Origin of the sequence: Paenibacillus sp. GM1FR, from assembly GCF_002803315.1 — a bacterium.
GTDB classification, from domain to species: domain Bacteria; phylum Bacillota; class Bacilli; order Paenibacillales; family Paenibacillaceae; genus Paenibacillus; species Paenibacillus amylolyticus.
Genome location: NZ_MKZL01000012.1, coordinates 42,662 through 65,943, shown reverse-complemented (window position 1 = coordinate 65,943; position 23,282 = coordinate 42,662). Strand labels below are relative to the sequence as shown.

17 protein-coding genes are annotated in these 23,282 nt (G+C 47.5%); 11 read left to right on the top strand and 6 right to left on the bottom strand.

The window, feature by feature from the left end; translation table 11 throughout:
- Window positions 1-2: 2 nt before the first annotated feature.
- The 7 genes from nasC to PAEAM_RS12040 all read left to right on the top strand — a co-directional run bounded on the left by nasC (window position 3) and on the right by PAEAM_RS12040 (window position 14,242).
- A complete protein-coding gene (nasC, locus tag PAEAM_RS12065) occupies window positions 3-2,135 on the top strand; it encodes an assimilatory nitrate reductase catalytic subunit NasC (RefSeq protein ID WP_100527735.1) in 2,133 nt (710 codons plus the stop codon).
- Between the two features lie 342 nt (window positions 2,136-2,477).
- A complete protein-coding gene (locus tag PAEAM_RS12060) occupies window positions 2,478-2,897 on the top strand; it encodes a hypothetical protein (RefSeq protein WP_100527712.1) in 420 nt (139 codons plus the stop codon).
- A gap of 24 nt (window positions 2,898-2,921) precedes the next feature.
- Window positions 2,922-7,892, top strand: coding sequence for a DUF4132 domain-containing protein (locus tag PAEAM_RS12055; protein WP_100527711.1), 4,971 nt, complete (start codon window positions 2,922-2,924; stop codon window positions 7,890-7,892).
- Between the two features lie 661 nt (window positions 7,893-8,553).
- The gene (locus PAEAM_RS12050) at window positions 8,554-11,265 is read left to right on the top strand and encodes a beta-glucosidase (RefSeq protein ID WP_100527710.1); all 2,712 of its coding nucleotides are present in this window, start codon (window positions 8,554-8,556) and stop codon (window positions 11,263-11,265) included.
- A gap of 142 nt (window positions 11,266-11,407) precedes the next feature.
- Window positions 11,408-12,979: a glycoside hydrolase family 30 protein gene (locus PAEAM_RS12045; protein ID WP_100527709.1), complete on the top strand. Its 1,572-nt coding sequence runs from the start codon at window positions 11,408-11,410 to the stop codon at window positions 12,977-12,979.
- Window positions 12,980-13,133: 154 nt separating this feature from the next.
- Window positions 13,134-13,259, top strand: a complete 126-nt coding sequence (locus PAEAM_RS32480; protein WP_279303087.1) for a hypothetical protein — start codon at window positions 13,134-13,136, stop codon at window positions 13,257-13,259.
- Entirely contained in the window at window positions 13,256-14,242 is a 987-nt protein-coding gene (locus PAEAM_RS12040) for a WXG100 family type VII secretion target (RefSeq protein WP_100527708.1), read from the top strand. The genes PAEAM_RS32480 and PAEAM_RS12040 overlap by 4 nt, the downstream gene beginning before the upstream one ends.
- Before the next feature lie 264 nt (window positions 14,243-14,506).
- Here PAEAM_RS12040 and PAEAM_RS12035 read toward each other — a convergent pair whose 3' ends face one another.
- From PAEAM_RS12035 to PAEAM_RS12015, 4 genes are all read right to left on the bottom strand, one after another.
- Complete coding sequence (locus PAEAM_RS12035) at window positions 14,507-15,295, bottom strand: formate/nitrite transporter family protein (protein WP_036606169.1); 789 nt, start codon at window positions 15,293-15,295, stop codon at window positions 14,507-14,509.
- Window positions 15,296-15,370: 75 nt separating this feature from the next.
- Window positions 15,371-15,592 carry a hypothetical protein gene (locus tag PAEAM_RS12030; protein WP_165789896.1) on the bottom strand — a complete coding sequence of 74 codons (222 nt, stop codon included), beginning with the start codon at window positions 15,590-15,592 and terminating at the stop codon, window positions 15,371-15,373.
- Window positions 15,593-15,628: 36 nt separating this feature from the next.
- Window positions 15,629-15,847: a bacteriocin immunity protein gene (locus PAEAM_RS12025; protein ID WP_100527706.1), complete on the bottom strand. Its 219-nt coding sequence runs from the start codon at window positions 15,845-15,847 to the stop codon at window positions 15,629-15,631.
- Between the two features lie 394 nt (window positions 15,848-16,241).
- Window positions 16,242-17,231 carry a zinc-binding dehydrogenase gene (locus PAEAM_RS12015; RefSeq protein ID WP_100527704.1) on the bottom strand — a complete coding sequence of 330 codons (990 nt, stop codon included), beginning with the start codon at window positions 17,229-17,231 and terminating at the stop codon, window positions 16,242-16,244.
- Window positions 17,232-17,412: 181 nt separating this feature from the next.
- Here PAEAM_RS12015 and PAEAM_RS12010 point away from each other — a divergent pair, with 181 nt between their 5' ends.
- The 4 genes from PAEAM_RS12010 to PAEAM_RS11995 all read left to right on the top strand — a co-directional run bounded on the left by PAEAM_RS12010 (window position 17,413) and on the right by PAEAM_RS11995 (window position 20,931).
- Window positions 17,413-18,273, top strand: a complete 861-nt coding sequence (locus tag PAEAM_RS12010; protein ID WP_100527703.1) for a LysR family transcriptional regulator — start codon at window positions 17,413-17,415, stop codon at window positions 18,271-18,273.
- 54 nt (window positions 18,274-18,327) lie between these two features.
- A complete protein-coding gene (locus tag PAEAM_RS12005; RefSeq protein WP_100527702.1) occupies window positions 18,328-19,428 on the top strand; it encodes a threonine aldolase family protein in 1,101 nt (366 codons plus the stop codon).
- 113 nt (window positions 19,429-19,541) lie between these two features.
- Window positions 19,542-20,012: an SMI1/KNR4 family protein gene (locus PAEAM_RS12000; RefSeq protein WP_100527701.1), complete on the top strand. Its 471-nt coding sequence runs from the start codon at window positions 19,542-19,544 to the stop codon at window positions 20,010-20,012.
- A gap of 31 nt (window positions 20,013-20,043) precedes the next feature.
- Window positions 20,044-20,931: a LysR family transcriptional regulator gene (locus PAEAM_RS11995; RefSeq protein WP_100527700.1), complete on the top strand. Its 888-nt coding sequence runs from the start codon at window positions 20,044-20,046 to the stop codon at window positions 20,929-20,931.
- A gap of 198 nt (window positions 20,932-21,129) precedes the next feature.
- Here PAEAM_RS11995 and PAEAM_RS11990 read toward each other — a convergent pair whose 3' ends face one another.
- Window positions 21,130-22,119: an aldo/keto reductase family protein gene (locus PAEAM_RS11990; RefSeq protein ID WP_100527699.1), complete on the bottom strand. Its 990-nt coding sequence runs from the start codon at window positions 22,117-22,119 to the stop codon at window positions 21,130-21,132.
- Between the two features lie 105 nt (window positions 22,120-22,224).
- Window positions 22,225-23,259, bottom strand: a complete 1,035-nt coding sequence (locus PAEAM_RS11985; protein ID WP_100527698.1) for a PocR ligand-binding domain-containing protein — start codon at window positions 23,257-23,259, stop codon at window positions 22,225-22,227.
- Between the last annotated feature and the right edge of the window lie 23 nt (window positions 23,260-23,282).

Genomic DNA, 23,282 nt, shown 5'->3' with positions numbered 1-23,282 from the left:
AGATGGGATTATCCGTGAGTTCAGAACCAACAGCCTCCAAGCTCTATGTAAAGGAAACGCAGTGTCCGTATTGCAGTGTGCAGTGCAAGATGACTGTTGAAGAACTGGCTGCACCTGTTGCAGGCCAGCGTCGTGGTGAATATACGGTTCAGGGTGTTCCGAATGAAGCCTCTCAGGGCAGGTTGTGTGTGAAGGGTATGAATGCTCATCAACATGCACTCAGTGGTCAACGATTAATGCATCCATTCATTCGTCGTAATGGCGAGCTTGAACCCTGTTCCTGGAAGGAGGCCATTCAGACCATCGCAGAGCGGTGTCAGAACTTGAGGGATTTATACGGAGCAGATACGGTCGGAGTCTACGGAGGCGGATCTTTGACAAATGAAACAGCCTATCTGCTCGGTAAGTTCGCCAGAGTTGCATTGGGGACAAAATATATCGACTACAATGGACGGTTCTGCATGTCGGCTGCTGCTTCAGCTGGAAGTAAAGTGTTCGGGATGGATCGTGGATTGACGTTCCGACTGTCTGATATTCCCAAGGCAGGTTGTATAGTACTCGCAGGTACCAATATTGCAGAATGCCAACCTACCCTTCTGCCATACTTCAATCAAGCCAAGGAGAACGGGGCCTTCATTATCGTTATTGATCCACGCAAGACAGCAACCGCTGCCATTGCCGACCTTCATTTACAGGTGAAGCCTGGCATGGATGCTCTGCTGGCGGATACCATGTTGAAGGTGATTATGGATGCCGGATTAGTGAAGCCTCATTTTATAGACCAACGAACGCATGGTTACGAGCAATTGATACAAGGGTTGGCAGACCTGCAACTCGAACAGGCCGCACAAGCGTGCGGGGTTGATTTGGCGCTGATTCGTCAGGCAGCGATGGCCTATGGTGAGGCAGAGACAGGCATGATCATGACAGCACGTGGTGTGGAGCAGCAGACGGATGGACATATGGCAGTGAGACACTTTTTGAACCTGGTGCTGGCGACTGGCAAAATTGGTAGAGAAGGCTGTGGATATGGTGCCATCACAGGTCAAGGCAATGGGCAGGGCGGACGGGAGCATGGGCAGAAGGCTGACCAGCTGCCGGGCTATCGATCCATTGAAAATGAAGCCGATCGTGCCTATGTGGCATCCGTCTGGGGCGTGGAACCTGCAAGTTTGCCAGGCAAAGGGATATCCGCCTACGAGATGATGGAGAAGGTCCATGATCAGGAGATTCGGGCGTTGCTTGTAATGGGCTCCAACCCGGTCGTATCCAACCCCAATGTGCGTTTGGTGGAAGAAGGTCTGCGCAAGCTGGACTTTCTGATCGTGGCAGATATGTTCCTGTCGGAGACAGCACGCATGGCTGATCTGATTCTGCCGGTTACATCTTATATGGAGAATGAAGGTACACTGACCAATCTGGAGGGGCGTGTTCTGCTCCGTGAACAGGGGCGGCCTGCACCGGGAGAAACGCTTGATGATTGGGATATATTATGCCGGATTGCCGCGCAATTGGGTAAAGCTTCTTACTTTGAATATGACACTGCTGAGGATATCTTTAATGAGCTTCGGGTGGCGAGCCGCGGCGGAGTCGCTGATTACTATGGCATTACCTATGAGCGTTTGCGTAACGAGAAAGGGGTATACTGGCCGTGTTCTGCCCTCGAAGATCAGGGAGAAGGACTGCTGTTCGGTGAACGATTCGCTCACCCGGACGGCAAAGCGGCGTTCACATTTGAATCCAGCCCGGGCTGGAATGATATATCTTCGGAGTTCCCCTTAATTCTCACCAATGGGCGTGTGCTGCCTCATTATCTTACAGGGGTGCAGACACATCGAAGTCCGGCACTGGCAGCTCGTGAATTGGAGAACTTTGTTGAACTTCACCCGGCTACCGCTGCCCGTTATCGTATTCACGATGGAGAGTGGGTAGAGATTCAATCGACGTACGGAAGCTTCACGGTTCGTTCGCGTATCAAAGATTCGATTCGGGAGGATACCTTGTTCGTGCCGATGCATTGGGGCGGCATTCAGAATGTGAATCGGGCCACCAGACCAGAGCTGGATCCGTTCTGCCGGATGCCTGGGTTCAAGACAGCAGCTGTAACCATTCGACCGTTGCGTCTGGCGAGATGATTCATACAGGTTTCAGTTTATAAAGGTTCTCAGGCATCATAAGCTGTTCTAATGGTAGCTTAGCAGCTGCACAGTCCATATTTATATGACACTGTGCGGCTTTTTTTGCGTATATGTACGCAAGTAGGCCCTAGTTCCGTGGTTCCACGTAAACATGAGGATTGGCTCATGAATATGGATTGAATTTTAGTTATGATGTTCATTAGGGGTACATATGTACGTATTTTATATTTTATTTAGAGACAGATAATCATTTCGAGTTTAGGTTATTCCGCATCGTGGTATAGATATCGGGGCTTATGGAAGCTTCTTCAAATAGAGCAGGACAAGGGAGGTAATGCAGTGAATGTATGGATAACGGTAAAAAGTCTGGGCAAGCGCAAGCCGGTACTTGCCAAGCAAGCTGCCGAACTTCCGGAAACAACTCATACGTTAAGGCAGCTCATTGAGAACATGGTGGCTCTACAAGTAAAAGCTCTTCAGGACAAGAAACAACAGGCAGAATTGCTCGCCTACCTGATGCCGGATGAGATTGAGACACAAGGAGCGGTGGGGAAAGTTGGGTTTGGCGCAGTATACAATGAGGGTGTTCCTGATCTGGAAGTTGCGATGGAGACAGCTATAACCGCCTATGAGGATGGGTTGTACAAAGTGTTTCTCAACGATGAAGAATTGCAGGAACTGGATGAGTCACTTGTTGTAAAAGACGGAGATAACGTGGTGTTTATTCGTTTTACAATGCTAGCCGGACGTCTGTGGTAGAGAACGATGAAGGAGGAGAACAGGATGAATCAGGAAGAGCAAGTACAGGTGTATATGGATGGATTGCAGGAAAGAGCCAAGTCGTTAACAGGGGTACAGCTTGAGCTGGCAGGCTATGTTGTGGAGATCGCCGGGTCTACGTATTTACGTGGAGACGAAAAGATGTTTTTGAATATTGATAAGTTGCTTGAAAGGTTGGCTCCAGAAACGCAGAAACCATTATTCGAGCCACTACTGGATGTGCTCCAGCATCTGGCGAGCGAGTCATTGGTTGCACGATTCCGTTATATCGCAGAGCGTGCGACTCGTTTCCCATACAGTAACAACTATGAACGCCGCCCTTTCCGCACATCCGATCCGGAGCAGCATGTAGAACAAGTCATCCGTAAACTGATGGGATTGTTCCGTATGGAAATGAAAAATTTCTCGCTGGAAGAATATGTGTCACTTCGTGAGTATAAGCTGGATTATTTGCATGAGATCCGTTGGGTCCTGGCGGATTGTATCGCTTATGAACTGGATCATCAGGGCGGAGATATGAAGCAGGCGCTACATGATATTATCTATGGTGACAATCAGACGGCGTTGTTAACCCATGAAATGATCAAAGGTATATTCATGAGCGATCAGGCGGATGCCTATCAGATGGTGGGTGAGCTACTCGTTGCAGCAAGGTTGCAGGAAGGGCTTCGCCAAAGCATTGTGGAGCGGATGGATGAAGGGACACTGGAAGCCTATATTTACATATTAAAAATCATTATCGACAACAACCTGATTCGTTTCAGTTCCGTGGTAAGAGCGCTTGCCGTATGGACGGGGATCGGTATAGAAGCAGCCAACCAGCGTGTTGCGGCACAGTTGATTGAACAGGCCTATCAGGCGCTTGTGCAACCAGAAGTACGCGAGGCCTGGCAGCAGGAAGCTAACGCCAACAAACTCTTTATCAGTCTGTGGGCGACAGCGGTCATTGAAGAGAATGAATTGAAGAGCAAGATAATCGAGATTATGGATCAAGGTCAGTTATATCAGAAGATTGTTGCTCAATATGTACTGGCTAACAGCCAGAACAGGGAGCTTCGTTTGGACATTGCACGTCGTTATCTGGAGGCGCAGGATACCGAGTTGATGCACTGGATTGTGACCAACTATGATGCGATGTATATGTACAACTGGAGTTTCGAGAATGGAGAGAATCAGCGTAGCGTCTACGTGTGGCCATTGCCTGCTCTTGGAGATAAGGGCTTGCGGCGTCAGGATTTTGATCGGTTCAAACAGATGCTGGCTGCCATTCCAAAAGGCGGGTCAGGTGGACCATCGGGTGTACTTGAGTATGTTCACTACCGGATTGATACGGATGATGTAGTCAAGAAAATGTTATATTTGGCCGCTTATGATATGGACCCGGAATGGATCGGGGAGGTCATCGCAATCAAGGACCGTTTAAGCCCGGAACTGCGCGGAGAACTGTTGTCCCAGTTTGTTCAGCATCCCGATAATGAGGTGCAAAGACAGTTTGTGTTTGAGAGTTTGTCTGATAAAAGCATCAGTAATCGGGAGAGTGCACTCGCCAAAGCGAAGCTGCTCACGTTGACGGTTGATGAGATGAAACAGATGGAGGCGTTGATGAAGCTCAAAACAGGCTCACTTCGTCAGAAGGTCATTCATGTATTGTTACTGCAACCCGTGGACCAATTGGAGGTCTCGCTGAAGCGACTTTTGCAGGCCAAGAGTGAACTGCAGCGCTTGGGTGCGCTAGAATTATTGACCGAGATTGCGGCAGATCCAGAGCGGATAGATCAGCAGGAGCAATTGCAGCCATTGGCGCAGCTGATTGAGACACCCACTGCCAAGGAACAGAAACTACTGGATAAGCTGACTGATCAGGGGAGTCGTTTCACAGTTTCTAATGGATTTGGTTTATTTGATCCGAAGCGACGTGAGCCATTGCTGGATGAGAAGCGTGATCTCAAGGGCCATAATCCGAAGGATATCTTTACACTCTCCCTGTTTAAGACCAGACCATTTCTGGAGGGACTTAGTGAATTAGTGCATGAACACAGGGATTATGAGTATCAAGTGGAATACTACGCTGGCTATAAAGACACATTGTTAGTCGGAGCGAGTCTTCGCTCCAAGGTTCCGTATGGAGAGCGGAATGAAATGAAGCAGATGGAACAGTTCCCGCTTCATGACGTATGGGAGAACTATATTCAACATGCCGAGTTCAACAGTGTGGAACTGATGCAACTATACATGGCTATACAGCTCGGGGAGTTCAATGGCAATTTGAGCGACCATTACAGTTATTTCCGTGAGCAGTATGACTATGACGAATTGCAGAAGATTCCGTTATTGGAAGGCTGGCGCAAGTCGTTTGCCGAACGGATCTATCCTCTGGATGACATCGAAAAGCTACAGCAGATGCTGGATTCGTTAACGTATAAGGATCAGGTAGTGGCACTGATATCGGCGGCATTTCAGGATAGCGATCCGATCGACACGTTTGAAATAGCTGAGAAAACCTGGGCCTCCATCATCGCAAGTATGCCTGCTGATCGACTCGAAAAAGAGTCAGGCATGCTTCATATTCTGACTGGACCTTGGAATTATGTAGTTCGTGGCAAAATCCATGACGATAACAGCTTCAAACGTTTCTTCCAGACAGCTTACCAGTTCACCAGTCTTGTAGAGAGTAGTCAACCGCTGTCTTTACTGTCACTTGAAGATTTCCTGCGTGCGTACCAGTTGAACCTGATTGATGATCAAGAGATATATCGACAGGTGCTGGTCGGTGGGAATCGTCTGTTGTTTATTCGGGACTTAACATCCACTCGTACAGAAATGATCGCGAGTGATCCGAAGCTTGTTCAATTGCGAGATGCGGTGGTCGATCGCATTCTGGAGATTGAGCTGACCCGGGGAGAACTCTCTACAGAAGTAAGCACACTTGCCATGAAATTGGATCGAATTGAAGGCATGGAACACTGGGTACATCTGGTCTCGGCGATGGATCAGGATACATTTGTCCGTGGATATATCTATAGTTATGGAGACAACACAACACGTAAAGAGACGTTTAGCTATTTAATTCAGAATTGTCATCCACGGGATGGAGAAGATGAGAAGCGTCTTGGGGAGTTGCTCCATAAGTATCCGGTGAATGAGAAAAAATTGCTGGAAGCAGCCATGTACGCCCCGCAGTGGATGGAGATTGTAGCGAAACATCTGGGATGGGAAGGTCTACGCAGTGCAGCCTGGTACTTCCATGCCCATATTAATGAACGCTTTACTGCCGAGAAAGAAACCATCGTGGCCCACTATTCTCCAATCTCACCACAGGACTTTAATGAAGGTGCGTTTGATATCGCATGGTTTGAAGAAGCCTATGCTGCTGTCGGAGAGGAACGATTCAATCTGTTATACGATTGTGCCAAGTACATTTCCGGGGGATCTAACCACCGCAGATCCCAATTGTTCGCAGATGCTGCACTGGGCAAGCTTCGATTGGACGATATGCGTGAGTCCGTGTCAGACAAGCGAAACAAGGATCATTTGTTAACCTACAGTTTGATTCCATTCGCTGTAAATCGCGAACAGGATCTGCGTGAGCGATACGACTTCATTCAGAAGTTCCTGATGCAGAGCAAACAATTCGGTGCGCAACGCCGTGCCAGTGAAGGTGTGGCATCGCAGATTGCACTGGGCAATCTTGCTCGTAATGCAGGTTATGCCGATGTTACGCGGCTGATGTGGGACATGGAAGCACGTAAGTTGGATGAGATGAAATCTTTCTTTGAACCTCATGCATTGGATGCTGACACGACAGCGCAATTGGTCATTGATGAGGAAGGCCAACCCGAGATGGTTATCGTTAGCAAAGGGAAGACACTCAAATCTGTACCTGCCCGGTTCAAAAAAGATGGATATATCGCTGAACTGAAAGAGCTGAAAGCGGATCTGGTGGATCAGTATCGCCGGGCACGACAGGAGCTGGAACGTTCGATGACTGCCGGAACGTCCTTTACACGTAAGGAAATTGCCAGTCTGATGCAAAATCCGGTTATACAACCGCTGGTAAGAACACTTGTCTTCCAGTCAGGTGACAAGACGGGAAGATTCGATGTATCATCCAATGGTTTGGTTGCACCAGGACTGGAGGGTACGATCCATGCACTAGCGGAACAGGATCAACTGTTGATTGCTCATCCGCTTCATCTGTATCAGAGCGGAAGCTGGAGTGAATTCCAGCGGGATCTGTTCACCCGTCAGGAGCGTCAGCCGTTCAAGCAGGTATTCCGTGAGCTATATCTTCCTAACGAGGACGAATTGGCTAATGGTACGGTGTCCCGCCGATATGCCGGGTATCAGATTCAACCGAAAAAAGCAGTAGCTCTGCTTAAAGGACGCCAATGGACTGTCAGTTATGAGGAAGGTCTGCAGAAGGTAAGTTATGAGCACAATCTGATCGCGAATCTCTATGCCATGGCAGATTGGTTCTCACCAGCAGATACCGAAGCACCTACCTTGGAGACGGTGCAGTTCTACGATCGCAAGAGTTACAAACCTGTAGCGTTGCAAGATGTGCCGCTGACGTTCTTCTCCGAAGTCATGCGTGATATCGATCTTGTGGTCAGTGTTGCACATGTGGGAGGCGTAGATCCGGAGGCCAGCCTGACAACAATCGAGATGCGCCACGTCATTGTGAATGAGTCGTTGCGTCTGCTGAAGATCGACAATGTACGTCTGGACGGGAATTACGCACGAATTGATGGTGAATTGGGTGAGTATGCTGTTCATCTGGGGAGTGGTAATGTGTTCAAACAAGCCACAGGTGCACTTCATATTGTTCCGGTGCACAGTCAGCATCGGGGTCGAATCTTCCTGCCATTCCTCGATGAAGATCCGAGAACAGCTGAGATTCTGTCCAAGGTGATGTTGCTCGCCGAAGATAAAAAGATCAAGGACCCGCAGATTCTTGCACAGTTACAGAATTAGAAGTGAACGAACTAGAATTGAACCGCCCTGTGGGGCGGTTTTTTTATTTGCTACTCCGATTTTCAAAGTAACTTCAAATCTCAATATAACGAGTGTAGAACAAGAATCATGGACGGAGTGAACAATATGGAGCAATTCCAACATAAAGGCAGCTGAAGAACCTGTTAAAAGGGACCTCAGTTGCTTTTATATTTTTGGATATTTCAATGGACCGGATTGGTTCCGTTTTCAAATAGACTTAGGACCCAGAGTGTGTCGATATATTCCTTAATCTGATAATTAATTGCATTAATTGGTTGATCGGGAGTGGGTCGAACCGACTGTTTTTAAAAGTAAAGAATTTGTTCGAAAGTAGTTACGGAAATGTAAATAATTCGTTTTCTTGTTTTGTTATCTGAATTGTTAACATGGTGATTCCAAAGAACTAGGCTTGTTCTAATCGGTCATTTACCAAATTTAAGGGGATGTAATTCATGATCATGTCGGCTATCGTTAGGAAGCGAAATCTGCTGACTTGCTTGCAGGCTGCAGTTTCAGAAGCCATGTGCAGGACGACCTGAATGCTTGAAAGACTGGGATCAAGCCAGTTCGCATTCCCTTGTATACATGTATTCAATATGTGCACAAGAAAAATGATCAAGAGAGAAGGAGAACTTACAACATGAACAGAAGACTCAATCTGATTTTCCTCAAACGATGGTTTATGTTATTAATCATCGTGGCGGTTGCGGCTATGCCGCTGCACGCCTTCGCCGCGGAGGCGGAATCTGGGGCCAATCGGCCTTGGATGAACAAATCTCTATCAGCGGAGGAACGTACCGAGCTGCTACTCAAGGAGATGAAGCTGGAGGAGAAAGTTGGATTCGTAACCGGTAAAGTAAATAACTATTATGGTTTCTATAATGATGGATTGGAGCGCCTCGGCATTCCGGCATTACAGATGGCAGATGGACCCGCAGGAGTACGTGTGGCTAACCCGGATGTGCAGGACAAAAAGTCCACGGCATTGCCTGCACCCATCGCGCTTGCGGCTTCCTGGGATACCAATCTGGCCAAGAAATATGGCGATCTGATCGGTCAGGAAGCACATGATACAACACATAATGTAGTGCTCGGCCCTGGGCTGGATATTGCACGTACACCATGGGGTTCCCGGAACTTCGAATCTCTCGGGGAAGATCCGCTACTGGCTTCCGGCATGGGTGCAGCGTATGTGAACGGGATTCAAAGTAATCCAGTTATCGCTACAGCGAAACACTATATCCTGAACAACCAGGAGACGGAACGTTTCACGACCAATGCAACAGCCAGCGAACGTGCCATTCAGGAAGTCTATGCACGTCCGTTCCAGGCGATGGTCGAAAAAGCGGATCTTGGTTCAGCAATGTGTTCATTTAACCAGGTGAACGGTACATATGCTTGTGAGAACAAGGAGATGCTGACCAATGTCCTTCGGGATCAGTTTGGCTTCGAAGGTTTTGTCATGAGTGACTACGGTGCAAACTTCAGCACAACCAAGTCCGCCAATGCGGGTCTGGATCTGGAGACACCGGGAGAGCCTTACGGCAAATGGGGAGACAAATTGCTGGAAGCCGTGAACAATGGCGAAGTCAGCGAGCAAACCATTGATAAGAAGGTTAGACGCATTTTGCTTCAAATGTTCGATAAAGGGCTGTTTGATAACCCTGTAACGAATACACAAATCAATGCCAAGAAAGACGGCAAACAGGCACGTGAAATTGCAGAAGAGAGCATGGTTCTTTTGCAAAACAACGATAATGTGCTGCCGCTGTCCAAGAAAAACGTGAAATCCATCGCTGTCATCGGTCCGGATGCAGATAACGCATCTGCTGCTGGTGGAGGTAGCAGTCTGGTTAATCCGACTTATACTGTAAGTCCGCTTCAAGGCATTCGTAACCGTGCCGGTAACGGTGTGGATGTAAAATATGCTGCCGGAACGGATCCTATCTCCGCAGGAGATGCATTTAATGGACCATCCGCTGTACCTTCTACTCTGTTATCACCAGCGGATGCTCAGGAAAGCGAAAGAGACTATGGTACAGATCGTGCGGAATATGGTCTGCGTGCTGAATACTGGACGAATAAAGATATGGAGGGTAATCCTTCTTTGGTCCGAACAGATCATCAGGTCAACATGAATCTTGGATTCTACAACTATGAAGGTTTTAACGCACAGTCTTCCAAGCTTCCAGTGACACCAACGAAATTCAATGCCAAAATGTCTGCTCGTTGGACAGGGGCGATCACAGCACCGCAAACGGGTGAATATAAACTGTCCCTGACCAGTCTAGGTTCTGCGAAACTGTATGTGGATGATAAGTTACTCGTAGACAATCAAGGTGAAACATTGAGTACAACGAAGAAAGAAATCACATTCAAAGAAGGTGAATCCCACAATATTCGAATTGAGTATCGTACGGATTTCCCGGTACAGACTAATCATGATATGGGTGCACAGGTTCGTTTTGGCTGGGAAGCTCCAGACGACGCTGTGGATATTAAAATGCGAAAAGCAGTTGAGCTGGCGAAAAAATCCGATGTTGCCGTCGTGGTAACTCGTACGTATGACAGTGAAGGTTACGTCGACCGTTCCGACCTGGAGTTGCCGAATAACCAGGAGCAGCTGATCCGCAAGGTAGCAGCAGCCAACCCCAAAACGATCGTGGTGCAAATGAGTGGTCGCGCTGTTGAAATGGATTCCTGGCAAAAAGAAGTGCCATCCATCGTTCAGGCTTGGTATGCAGGTCAGGAACAAGGTAATGCGGTGGCACGTGTGCTGTTTGGTGATGTGAATCCATCCGGTAAGTTGCCGGTGACGTTCCCATCAGATGATTCCCAGACCCCGGTATCCACTGCGGAACAATTCCCAGGTGTGAACGGGGTGGGCAACTATTCCGAGGGTATTTTTGTAGGGTATAAAGGATATGACAAAGAAGGCATGACACCGGCGTTTGCTTTTGGACACGGACTGTCGTATACCGATTTTAATTATCGTAATCTGCATGTGAAAAACACAGGTAAAGGCGATAAGGAAACTGTAGAAGTATCCCTGAATCTGCGCAATACCGGTAAAGTTGCCGGTGCAGAAGTTGTACAGGTCTATGTTGGCAATCTGCCAACTAAAGTTGAAACGCCAGAGAAGCAGCTTGCTGGTTGGGCGAAGATAGATCTGAAGGCAGGCAAGCAGCAGCGGGTCAACATTCAACTGGATCGCAGCGCATTGTCCTACTGGGATGAAACATCCCATGAATGGGTAATGCCTAAGGGTAAAGTCCAAGTGTATGTTGGCAGTGCATCGGATGATATCCGTCTGACAGGCAGTGTGAATATCGGAAGCAAGTCCGGTAAATAAAAGTTCAATAAGGGAGATTGGAAGGTTGTTCTCCCAGTGAAGTTATTTCGTTAAATGCAGTTTGTTCTACTTCATATAGATTAGGAAAATGAGTCGTGGCCTAGTGGCCGCGGCTTTTTCCACAATGGAAGGAGAGTGAAGCATGATAAACATAGGTTGGCGAGAATATCCCAAACGATGGATGATCCTGTTGATCGCTGCTGTTTGTTTTGTCGGTATAGGAATCTGGCTTATCTTCAACCGAAGTGAACAACCCGCTCCGCCACCGGTTGTGGACAAACAGAGAACGGCCGAAGTCTGGTTAACCACGGGAGATCAGCAAAATCTGCTTGCACGACAGAAGCCCATTCCAATTACCGATCACCATGATGCAGACACAAGTTCTTCAGTTTCTTCAACGCAGGGGCCAGACATTTCTTCGTCGGCGTTCACCATACAGATTGACCCGGACAAGACGTATCAGACCATGGATGGTTTTGGCGCAGCGATGACGGGTTCATCGGCACATCTGATCAACGAGCTCCCAGAGGAACAACAAGAGCAACTGCTGAAGGAACTGTTTACAACAGAAGGGCTGAACATGGATATGGTGCGTCATACGATTGGTGCCTCCGATTATTCGGTAGATGAAACAGGTGTGGCTTCGAGTTATACCTATGATGATATCGAGTCTGGCAAGGACTATGACATGGAATCCTTTTCGATCGAAAAGGATCAGGAAGTTGTGAACATGCTGGAGCGTGTAGCTGATTTGAAACCGGATCTTAACGTACTGGGCACACCGTGGACGGCCCCGGGCTGGATGAAGTATGGGGAGAAGACCACTAACGGTTGGTATCTGGATTACAACGATCCTCAGGTGTATGAAGCGTACGCGAGATATTTTGTGAAATATATCAAAGCTTATCAGACAAAGGGCATTCCCATCTACGGGATCACGTTGCAAAATGAACCGGAATTCACCTCCGATAAATATCCGAGTATGAGTATGGGAGCTGAAGAACAAGCGATGTTCATTCAGGATTATCTCGGCCCGGCTCTACAGGATGCGGGACTGGACACGCGAATCATCGCGTATGATCATAACTGGGATCAGGCGGTCGAATATACCGCTACGGTGCTTGGTGATGAGCAGGCTGCTGCTTATATCGATGGATCTGCTTTTCACTGTTATGCAGGTGATCCATCTGCCATGTCGGAAGTGCATGAGCGCTTCCCGGACAAAAATATCTATTTTACCGAATGTAGTGGTGGGGAGTGGAGTCCTGATTTTGGCGAGAATCTGAGCTGGCAGATGTCCAATCTCATCATTGGTGCACCTCGCAACTGGGCGAAAAATGTACTGCTCTGGAACATCGCACTCGATCCGCAAGGTGGACCCACGAACGGTGGCTGTGAGAACTGTCGTGGGGTTGTGACGATTGACCCGGAGCGTGATGAAATCATCAGAAATGTCGAGTATTATGCGTTAGGCCACATCAGCCGTTATGTACGTCCGGGAGCCGTAAGAGTTGCCTCTACGCAAGAACAGGGCCAGCTCGAGAACGTAACCTTCCGCAATCCGGATGGAACGATGGTGCTGGTTGCAGCTAACACGGGTGAGGCAGAAGTTTCCTTTGATGTAGTCATGAGCGGAGATTCGTTTCGATATATACTGCCTTCCCAATCGGCAGCAACCTTCCGTTGGAAGCCAAAAACGGAGGTAGAACGTTGACTCAAGATTGGAAATTATGGGTACAGATTGAATGATGGACATGGTAAAATAAACGTAGAGTTATTTCAAATTTGATGTATTAAACAAGTCCGATCCCAGGATCGGGCTTTTACATAACCTTTTACTTTTAATAGAAAAGGAGCATAAGTTGGACATGTTAGTCGTTGAATATCGGGAACAGGATCATGACAAGTTGGTCGAGATCTGGGAGAGTGCTGTTCGGGCAACACATTGGTTAACCACGGGATATAATGACCACGAAGAGGAGTGTGCAGGATGACACAGATCAAGGTGACACCGGAACAACTGGAGACGGTCAGTGGGCAGTTCGCTCAGGCACATCAGCAATTATCGGGCTTCATGTCCACATTGGACGGTAAGATGAGTGTCATGCGGAGCAACTGGGATGGCATGGAGCGTGAGCGTTTTTATAACGATTATTCAACGGCTCAAGGCACGATGAAATCTGTTCTGGAACTGGTTCTGTCCATTCAGTCGGAGCTTAAGAAGATTGCCGAGCGTTTCCGCACGACAGATGAAGAGGCGGTGAGCCAGGCAATCATGACGGCGCTGACCGCAGCGCGGGCGCTATCAACCATGGGCAAAAATAAAGGCGATGATCTGGACAAAACGCCAGGTCCACCAAAGAACATGGATGAATGGGATGAGAAGGATGCCGAGAAATACCAGAACTATGAGGAAATGCTGAAGAAAGCCAAAGAGATGGGTGACGAAGAACTGGCGCAACAGATTCAGGCCAGCATGAACATCATTCGGCTTCAGTATGAAGATGTAATCTATCAGACTGACCCCAATACGGGCAAGACGGTGAAAATTACCGAGGATTCCATCGTAGGTACGTATCAGGTGAAAAGCGACAAGGGCGAAACAACCACCATCAGTCTGGATAAACAGGGCAATGTGGTGGACTATAGCAAGGATACGGAAAAGTATAGGTATTCGGAGCAAACGCACACGACCAGTCAAGGCGAGCATCTCTTTGGCAAAGCAGCACAAACGGCTACAGCCTACGGGATTGGTCTGCTGCTCACAAGCAAGACGGGCTCTGCCTTTACAGAACATGCCACTGGACTTGGTTCTTCCTTCGTCGCGGACAAATTCCTGTTCTCCGTGCCGGAAGAAGGCGAGACACGTACGATGATTTACCGTACCAATAAGGAGACGGGCAAAATTGAGAATATGATCGTGGTCACGCGCGGCGACAACGATATTGAATATACTCCGTGGCGGGAGTACTTCTAAGCCACGGATGGGGTTGGCAAGCGGGCAACACAGGGCTACCTGATTGCGGCCTGCTTGCCGACCCACCGCATGGAGCCATGTGGTTGTGTATCACATGGCTATGCGTGTGGAGGGCAGGCGGCTTATCCGTGAGCCTGCCCGTAGAGAAACACCCCGGCAACCTTCTCCCTGAGATGGGAAGGTTGCCGGGGTGTTTTGTGTTTTCCTTACCGATTCGCCACGGTCGAAGGACCGGGCTGGAAGGAGGGCTTTTTTTGCCAGAGATTAATGTGTCTCTTCATCCAGAAACGGTTTGTTCACCGCATAATACATAAAGCCCATCAGCAACACACCGCCCACGAGATTACCCAAAGTCACGGGAACCAGGTTGTGGATCACACCTTCAATTGAGATCGTCCCCGGATGGTTCAGCACGAGTGCAATCGCGAACGTACACATATTGGCGATGCTGTGCTCGTATCCCGAGATGAAGAAGCAGAACACAAAGAGCATCATGGCAAACATTTTGGCTCCATTCTCCTTCATGAACATCGGGACAAAGAACGCCATACATACAAGCCAGTTACACAGAATTCCGCGGAAAAAGAGCTGCATGGTTGGAACTTCCATTTTGTGTTCTACCACGCTTAACAGAAAACCATTCACCTGAGACGAATCGAACAATCCGGTCAGGTAGATTAACAGGGCAAACACGGCTGCACCCATCAGGTTACCGCTATAACTCGCAATCCACAGTTTGATCACTTCGAACCAGCGCAGTTTCTTGCGCAGCGCCGCATACGTGTAATAAAACGTATTGCCCGTGAACAGGTCACCCCCGCCATAGGCGATCAGAATGATGGCCGCGCCAAACGTAATTGCCGCCATCGGATAGGTAAATGGGGACTGCTCCATATAAAAGAAGTTACCTGTCTTAAACGCCACGATGACGCCGAATCCGATAAACATACTGGCCAGCATGGAGCGTGCGAGGTACCTGATTAAACTTTGTTTGTAAATCTTGTGTTTCTTCAGAGCTAGTTGTTCCACGTTGCGTAAAGCTTCCGTTTCCATAATTCTCCTCCAATTGCATGGTGTCTTGCTTACCATTATAACGAAATTATGGAAATTGGGGAGGGTAAACTTGGTTTATTGATTATTACTTCGTTGTTTCGATTGCAGTACCCGCATTGCAGAAGAGCCAAAATCAGGGTCGGATTGAAGCGATTCTAACGCAGATGCTGCACCATTAACTTGTTGATGTGCAACAAGAATAGCAAAGGCAGCTCCTCTGACTAATATGTTTTCTTCACCACTGATTTCGTTAAAATCAGGGTGTTCATCATTGTTATTATGATTCATATCAGACATGTCAGACATATCCTATTGTCCACCTCCTGAAGAATATTAAGATTGGGGTGGAAGCAGGATGGGACGGGCAGCCAAGGCTTCTTCCACAATCTGTTCAGGTGTCAGGTCTCGATCATCCCAGAAAATCAGATTACTGATCTCCGCATGTGGAACCTGCTGCTGTAGCTCCGTTAACATGTCATCCAACTCGGCTTCCGTTCCTTCAGAGTCCATCAGTTTGCGAACCAATTCTACCAAATGTAATCTATTGTCCATATCGATACCTCCTGAATGATTCATAGTGTGAACAAACTAGTCATTCCATGGGTTGATTCAATGGATCATACGTAATGAGCGCCGGAAAAAAATTGGGCTCAAGCATCAGACTAATGCGTTGTTCGTCTTGATCAGTATAAGAAATGATATAGTTTCCGAAATGAGACTCGTAGATGAAGTCTTGGAATTGAAAGGAATGTTCGGGATACTTTATCTTCACATATAACGTAGTAACTCCTCGGGCTAAGGTTTCTTTTAACATAGGAATTTGGGCCAAAATGATAATAGTAATAAGAACAATTAGTATACGTTTAGCGAGACGGGTCAGATGGATTCACCCCATTATCGTTAACTAATTTTCAACAATTCATGAAGGCCCATCTCAAAATAGATGTCACTCCATAAGGATAGCCAGATTACCAAACTGCTCGCCTTTTTCCATGCGTTCGAATGCTTTTGCTACGTATTGCAACGGATATACGCCATCAATTACAGGATGTATGTCATGTTGCTCCACGAATTGCAGCATCTGGATAAACTCCTCACGGCTGCCCATAGAGGTGCCGATCAGACTGATCTGCGGGAAGAAGATAGAGCGAATGGGTACAGTCAGATCATCCCCCGAGCTTGCACCATACATCACGATACGTGCACCTGGTCTGATTATATCAAAATATTTTGGGAACATGGCTTGTCCGATGCTATCCAAGATGATGTCCACAGGTTCCAGATCGTTCTGCGTACTCCAATCGGCATGACTATCCAATGCATGGGTAGCACCCAAGCGCAGTGCCTCATTTCTTTTGGCTTCATTTCTGGAGGTGACGGTCACCTTGGCACCAGCCGCAACGGCCATGAGCAGGGCATAGGTCGCTACACCACCGCCAATACCGGGAATGAGCACATGTTCACCTTGCTTTAATACGCCGCGAGTGAATAAGGCGCGATAGGCCGTCAGCGCTGAAAGGGACAGCACACCTGCTTCCTCCCAGGATAGGTGGGCTGGCTTAGGCAGGGCATTTGCAGCAGGCAAGGTTATATATTGCGCCAGCGTTCCATCCGTAGGGCCACCAACAATATCGGGCACGATGGGCACTTCAGATGCATGTTCCCAACCGAGTGTAGGATGGATAATGACTTCATCCCCTATCGCGAACCCTCTTACGCTTTCGCCAATCGCTACGATAATACCTGCTCCATCGGAACCGGGAATGAGCGGGGTGTCCTGGGTTCCGCGTCCTGCCATGATGAATAGATCCCGATGGTTGATACCAGCGGATTTTAATTGAATCTGCACTTCCCCGGCTTCTGGTGCCCGAGAGATTGACTCTGTATATTGAAGACCTGCAAGGCCGCTCTGGCCCGAATGGACAATAGCTTTCATGTTTAATATTCCTCCTGTCTATGTAGCCAGACTTCACTACTGAGCCTCATTGTACAGACGGAGCAGATTCACGTAAAATGAACAAAAATGATTGTCAGTATCATTGAAAATAATAGATAAGCACTTTGCATGAATCGGATGATGCAGAATGCCGATATAACGACGAGCAGGTGATCAGGGTATGGATGCAGGTGATTTGAAAATATTTCAGGCGGTTGCCCGCGAAGGTAGTATCAGTAAAGCTGCGCTCTCACTTAATTATGTGCAGTCCAATGTAACAACACGGATTAAACAGTTGGAGACTCAACTGCAAGTACCGCTATTTCATCGTTCCAATCGTGGGATGTCGCTGACGCCAGCGGGAGAGAACCTGCTTGGGTATGCGGATAGAATATTGGAATTATTATATGAAGCAGAGCAGGCCACGCAAGTGGGTAACCCACCAGCTGGCATGCTTCGTCTGGGTGCCATAGAGACAGCAGCTTCTACTTTTCTGACGCCGCTCTTGGCTGAATATACTTCATGTTACCCGGAAGTAAAACATTCGCTTGTCACGGGTGGGACCCATGAACTGAACCAGAAGGTTATCCAACATGAATTGCATGGAGCCTTAATATATGGGCCGATTGATCATCCTGAGCTGAATTATATGAAGATGTATGACGAGGAATTGGTGTTGATCGCTGAACCTGGAGTACATGAGATGTACACGTTATTGTCCAGGCCGATGTTGTTTTTTGAGATCGGATGCACACATCGCGATCAGGCGGAATCCTTTTTGAACGATCAGGGTATCCACACGCTTAACATCATGGAATATGGAACACTGGACACGATTCTGAATGGTGTATCTGCCGGGCTCGGTGTATCATTGCTGCCACGTTCTTCGGTTACCAAAGCAAATTTAAGAGGCGAGATTGCAGTGTTATCATTGCCTGATCCTTATTGTCGGTTGGAAGTAGGATTTGTGTATTCCCGTGGTGAACATATATCTAGTGCGCTCAGCGCTTTGGTTGAGATTATTACAGAACCAGAACTATAAGAGGTTGTTCAAAAAGTCCGTTTATGAACATGCACTATAAAGGAGTGAGTGATCTTGAAAGAAACTGCGTTAACGTTGGGTGATGCATTTAATCAGGCAGACTTTATTGTAGGTGGTCATGGCAGTCGCCAAGTGAAGGTACTTCAGAACGTACTGGACCAGATCGATGGAGAGTTGTTCAGTGACCACTACGGGAACGGCCCACTCATTGAAGAATTTCAGCAACAGATGGCTGACGTTCTTGGCAAGGAATCGGCAGTGTTTTTCCCAAGTGGAACGATGGCGCAGCAGATTGCATTACGGATCTGGTGTGACCGCAAAGATGTAAAACGAGTAGCTTATCACCCTCTGTGTCATCTGGAAATCCATGAGGAAGACGGACTGAAAGAGTTGCATCAGATTGAATCAATTTTACTTGCGGACAAGGATCGTTTGATTTGTTTGGAAGATGTACAAGCGCTTGATCAGGACATTGCCTGTCTGCTGTTGGAACTTCCGCAACGCGAGATTGGTGGGCAATTACCGGCGTATGAAGAACTGGAAGCGATCTCGGCCTATTGCCGTGAACGCGGGATTAAGCTGCATCTGGACGGGGCACGCCTGTTTGAGATTACTCCTTATTATGAGAAAACGCCTGCGGAGATTTGCAGTTTGTTTGATACGGTGTATGTTTCCTTTTATAAAGGCATTGGAGGTATTGCGGGGGCTATATTGGCGGGTGATCCGGATGTGATGCAAGAATCGAAAGTATGGAAACGTCGGCACGGCGGAGATCTGATTGGCCTGTATCCGTATATTCTGAGTTCTCAGTATTATTTCAATAAACGGATTGGCAAAATGGAGTTGTATTACGAGCAGGCTCAAGAACTCGCATTCTTACTGAATGCGTGTCACGGAATACAAACCTTGCCCGAGGTGCCGGTATCCAATATGTTCCATGTGCACTTTGCGCTCGCTGCGGCCGAAGTTGAACCAATTCTTGTGCAAATGGCTCAGCAGTATGGCATAGGAATGACTTCATATCTGAACAAAACAAGTGGAAACAGCTGTGCCTTTGAACTGTCTACGGGTGATCGTTATGAGAAAGTTCCTCTGGACAAGCTGCGTGCAGCACTGGAATGGCTGGATCAAGAGTTGCGTAAACAGGTGAGATAAAAAGTTGATTTTAATGCTCGACTCTTGTTTGGGTAAGGTGTTGCACTTCAAGGAGAACTATTGAATTCACAACGGCTTATCAGTGGAGAAAAGTACCTTAAGGGGGAGTTCAAGTGACGTCAATAGAATTGGAACCGATTCGTGATCTTTTGGTAAAAGCCTACGATACAACAATGGGAGAAGGATGTACTCCTGAAGAACAACAGAGCATTGAGGATTTTGAGCAAAAGCATAATGTGAGACTGCCCGCAGTGTATCGCGCACTTTTACTTGAGTTCGGTGCATGTAACTTCGGCGACCCTGCCTTGTATTCGGTGAAAGAACTAAGCTGGGCTTATCCGGATTTTTTGGAAGTATACCGTGAATATGAGAAAGAATACGAGCTGCCAGCTGACCTCCAGCCTTTCCCGATTGGTGGATTTGGTGAAGGAAGTACGGCTATACTGGATCAAAGTTCAGGCAAGATAATGATGTTGATCCACGATGCAGGGGAAACTCCTCTGCGGGAGATTGCTGTGGACTTTAATGAATTGATGACGATGCTGGCTGAGTCGGCAATCTGGGTTCAGGAACAGATGAATTAACAAGGTAGACGGAAGGATGCGCAATCGGCTTATGGATATTCGGAAGTTAAGATACTTTATCACCGTGGCAGAAGAACTTCATTTTCACCGTGCAGCGGAAAAATTAAATATGACGCAACCACCGCTGAGCCAGCAGATTCAGAATCTGGAGGAAGAGCTTGGCGTGAAGCTGTTGGAGCGCACGAGGAAAATGGTTCGTCTTACCCCGGCAGGTGCCGTATTTCTGGAACAGGCCAGACTGATCATGGCTCAGCTCGAACGATCCATTCAACTTACGCAAAAGGCAGATCAGGGCATCATCGGGCATATCACCATAGCCTTTGTGGATTCGGCTTCGGGGAGCATTATGGTGGATGTTCTTAGGAAATTTCGCACTGCATATCCGCAGATTGAATTGACGCTGCGTGAGATGACTTCGTCCCAACAATTGCAGGCACTGGAAGACGGACAGATCCATATTGGATTTTTGAGATATCAGGAAGATACTCGTCATGTATCGTTCCGCCCCTGTCAGATGGAAACGTTGATTGCCGTATTGCCAGATCATCACCCGTTGGCTTCTCAGACTCAAGTTTCAATTCGAGAACTGGCGGATGAAGATTTTATTTTATTCCCAAGGCATCTGGGTTCTCCGTTCCATCGTCTCGTTCTGGATTATTGCAGGGAGCATGGCGTAGACCCTCGAATTACGCAGGAAGCGATCCAGATGTATACGATTGTGAATCTCGTTGCGGCGGGCATGGGCATTTCCATTGTTCCGTCATCAGTGGATGTGTTCCAGCGTAAGGGTGTAGTCTTTCTTCCATTAGAAGAAAATCCGCCCTCCGTACCGTTGTATACGGCATGGCGGACGGATATGAATCAGGAAGTGGTATCACGTTTTATGAACTTTGTTGATGGGGAATATGAGTTGCGCTAAAGGTTATTTACACTTACACTGCGATGACAGAACAACCTTCCAATCGCTGTTATCCCCAGATTTTTTTCGATCCCTTTTCTCAAGGGGAAATCTGGTGATAAAGGCGAACGCTCCGCTTTTTCAGGTTTTTTCTGTCCTCTCCGTTATCGTGTAAATGATTAGTACAACTTAGTATGTTGTGAGTAGTGAAAAAAGAAACTATCCCGTCTTGGTTGGATCACGCTCAATCCACGGATTCAGTATTTCATCAATACGAGACATGATCGCACAGTCCAGTTTCACACCAGAAGCTTTTACATTTTCAAGTACCTGCTCCGGCCGGGATGCACCGATAATAACGGAACTGACATACGAATGTTGTAGAACCCACGCCACAGCGAGTTGGGGGAGAGTTAGACCAATCTCTTTAGCGAGTGGAACAAGCTGTTGCACAGCGGTAAGAACATCTTCACGTAGCCACTGTCCAGCCAGTTTATTGAAAAAGGGTGCTCCTGCCTCAGCAGCTGCACGTGATCCGGTGGGCAATGCTGCGTTAGGCGCATATTTGCCTGATAGTATACCCTGAGCCAGAGGAGACCATGTAATCTGTCCAAGTCCTGCTTGGTCGCTTGCAGGCACCACTTCTTGCTCAATCACACGCCATAACATCGAATATTGCGGCTGACTTGAAATGAAGGGTATATGAAGTTCCTTCGCCAAAGCGGCTCCTCGTGCAATCTGATCTGCGTTCCATTCACTTACGCCAATGTAATGGACTTTGCCCTGACGCACCAAATCGGAGAATGCCAGAAACGTCTCTTCCAGCGGAGTGTTGTAATCATAACGGTGAGCGTAATAGACATCGATATAATCCGTCTGTAGCCGCCGTAATGAACCATTGCAGGCTTCCATGATGTGTTTACGTGAAAGTCCGCGGTCATTATGACCTGTGCCGGTTGGGTGACAGACTTTGGTGCATAGTTCAATACTTTCTCTTCGTACATCCTTAAGAGCCTGTCCTAAGACGGATTCTGCCTTGGTATTGGAGTACACATCTGCGGTATCAAATGTGGTAATACCTGCATCCAATGAGGTTCGCACACAAGCTTCTGCTATTCCATCCTCGACTTGCGCTCCATGCGTAATCCAGTTGCCGAGTGAAATCTCACTGACGGTTAATCCACTGTTTCCTAATTTGCGATATTCCATTCATGTCGCCTCCCTAAGTCATCTGGACTCCATTGTAACAATGGCAGATTAATAGGTGAAATATCTTTTAACCTCATCTTTGATACGAAAAAAGTATCAGTGAACCTATATTTTCTCTTGGAGGTATTTGCGATAGAGAGCAGGCGTAATTTCCTCGAACTTTTTGAATATTTTGATAAAATATCCCGATTCATTAAATCCCAGCTCATCACTGATCTGTGAGACAGGCATGTCGGTGACCTCCAGCAATTGTTTGGCCCACTTTATCTTGAGTTTTGCCAGATAGGTGGTGAAGTTCTCGCCCGTTTCCTTGGCAAACAGTCTGCTGAAATAACTCGGACTCAGGTGGCATAGATCGGCCATTTGTTTGAGTGAAACTTGTTCACTCTTGTGACTGTGAATGTATTCAAAAGCAGGCTGAAGCACCGGGCTGGAGCTTTCCGTGTCACTTGGGCTGTTCTTCAGATAAGCATCCGCTATCGCATTGGTCATCTCTTTTTTGATCGACTCGATATTACGAATGGAGTAACCCGGCAGAATGGTGGAGAGGTTTAGAGTCTCCTGATTGCCTGAAGCTTTTTCGAACATTTCAACTAACAGATTTTTGTTTAGCGCTTCTTCCACAATGTAGTTGCAGAGCAGGGATAACATGTTAGAGATTTTCACAATCTCTTCATAGGTCATCACAGGTAGCTGGGCGTAATCATCCTTTAATTCCTCCAGCTTGGCTGCATGCATGGGTACGTTTTTGGACGTGACAATTTGCTCCAAGTCGCTACCCTTTTCCGGATCGGCGAGTTTCACTTGTCCTGCCATGACGGCGCCGATATATTTGCCATCAATCGTGATTGGAATCGCGATATCTATAATATTGAAATGGCATAAATACACATAAGGTTCATTCAATCGGACCGCTTCCAGACCACCGCGTGAATCACATTTTTGACAGTAGGGGAGAAGCTCCGGGTCTTTACGGACATTCTGGCAGAAAGCCTGACAGCTACTGTGACTGGTTACGGGAATGCCTTTATAATCAACGGTGAGGATCGCCAGTTTGGTTACTGTTGCGAGAGAATCTTGTAGACGCTTCCATTTATTAAGGTCCAGAATTTTATTGATATGCAGATATTCTTTGATCATTGGTGCAACCTCCATAGGCTAAC

Excerpts from the sequence above, each read along its gene's own strand:
- PAEAM_RS12030 (WP_165789896.1), bottom strand. The coding sequence starts at position 15,592 with ATGTCTGATATGAATCATAATAACAATGATGAACACCCTGATTTTAAC.
- PAEAM_RS12040 (WP_100527708.1), top strand. The coding sequence starts at position 13,256 with ATGACACAGATCAAGGTGACACCGGAACAACTGGAGACGGTCAGTGGG.
- PAEAM_RS12035 (WP_036606169.1), bottom strand. The coding sequence starts at position 15,295 with ATGGAAACGGAAGCTTTACGCAACGTGGAACAACTAGCTCTGAAGAAA.
- PAEAM_RS12045 (WP_100527709.1), top strand. The coding sequence starts at position 11,408 with ATGATAAACATAGGTTGGCGAGAATATCCCAAACGATGGATGATCCTG.
- PAEAM_RS32480 (WP_279303087.1), top strand. The coding sequence starts at position 13,134 with ATGTTAGTCGTTGAATATCGGGAACAGGATCATGACAAGTTGGTCGAG.
- PAEAM_RS11995 (WP_100527700.1), top strand. The coding sequence starts at position 20,044 with ATGGATATTCGGAAGTTAAGATACTTTATCACCGTGGCAGAAGAACTT.
- PAEAM_RS12050 (WP_100527710.1), top strand. The coding sequence starts at position 8,554 with ATGAACAGAAGACTCAATCTGATTTTCCTCAAACGATGGTTTATGTTA.
- PAEAM_RS11985 (WP_100527698.1), bottom strand. The coding sequence starts at position 23,259 with ATGATCAAAGAATATCTGCATATCAATAAAATTCTGGACCTTAATAAA.
- nasC (WP_100527735.1), top strand. The coding sequence starts at position 3 with ATGGGATTATCCGTGAGTTCAGAACCAACAGCCTCCAAGCTCTATGTA.
- PAEAM_RS12025 (WP_100527706.1), bottom strand. The coding sequence starts at position 15,847 with ATGGACAATAGATTACATTTGGTAGAATTGGTTCGCAAACTGATGGAC.
- PAEAM_RS12055 (WP_100527711.1), top strand. The coding sequence starts at position 2,922 with ATGAATCAGGAAGAGCAAGTACAGGTGTATATGGATGGATTGCAGGAA.
- PAEAM_RS12010 (WP_100527703.1), top strand. The coding sequence starts at position 17,413 with ATGGATGCAGGTGATTTGAAAATATTTCAGGCGGTTGCCCGCGAAGGT.
- PAEAM_RS12015 (WP_100527704.1), bottom strand. The coding sequence starts at position 17,231 with ATGAAAGCTATTGTCCATTCGGGCCAGAGCGGCCTTGCAGGTCTTCAA.
- PAEAM_RS11990 (WP_100527699.1), bottom strand. The coding sequence starts at position 22,119 with ATGGAATATCGCAAATTAGGAAACAGTGGATTAACCGTCAGTGAGATT.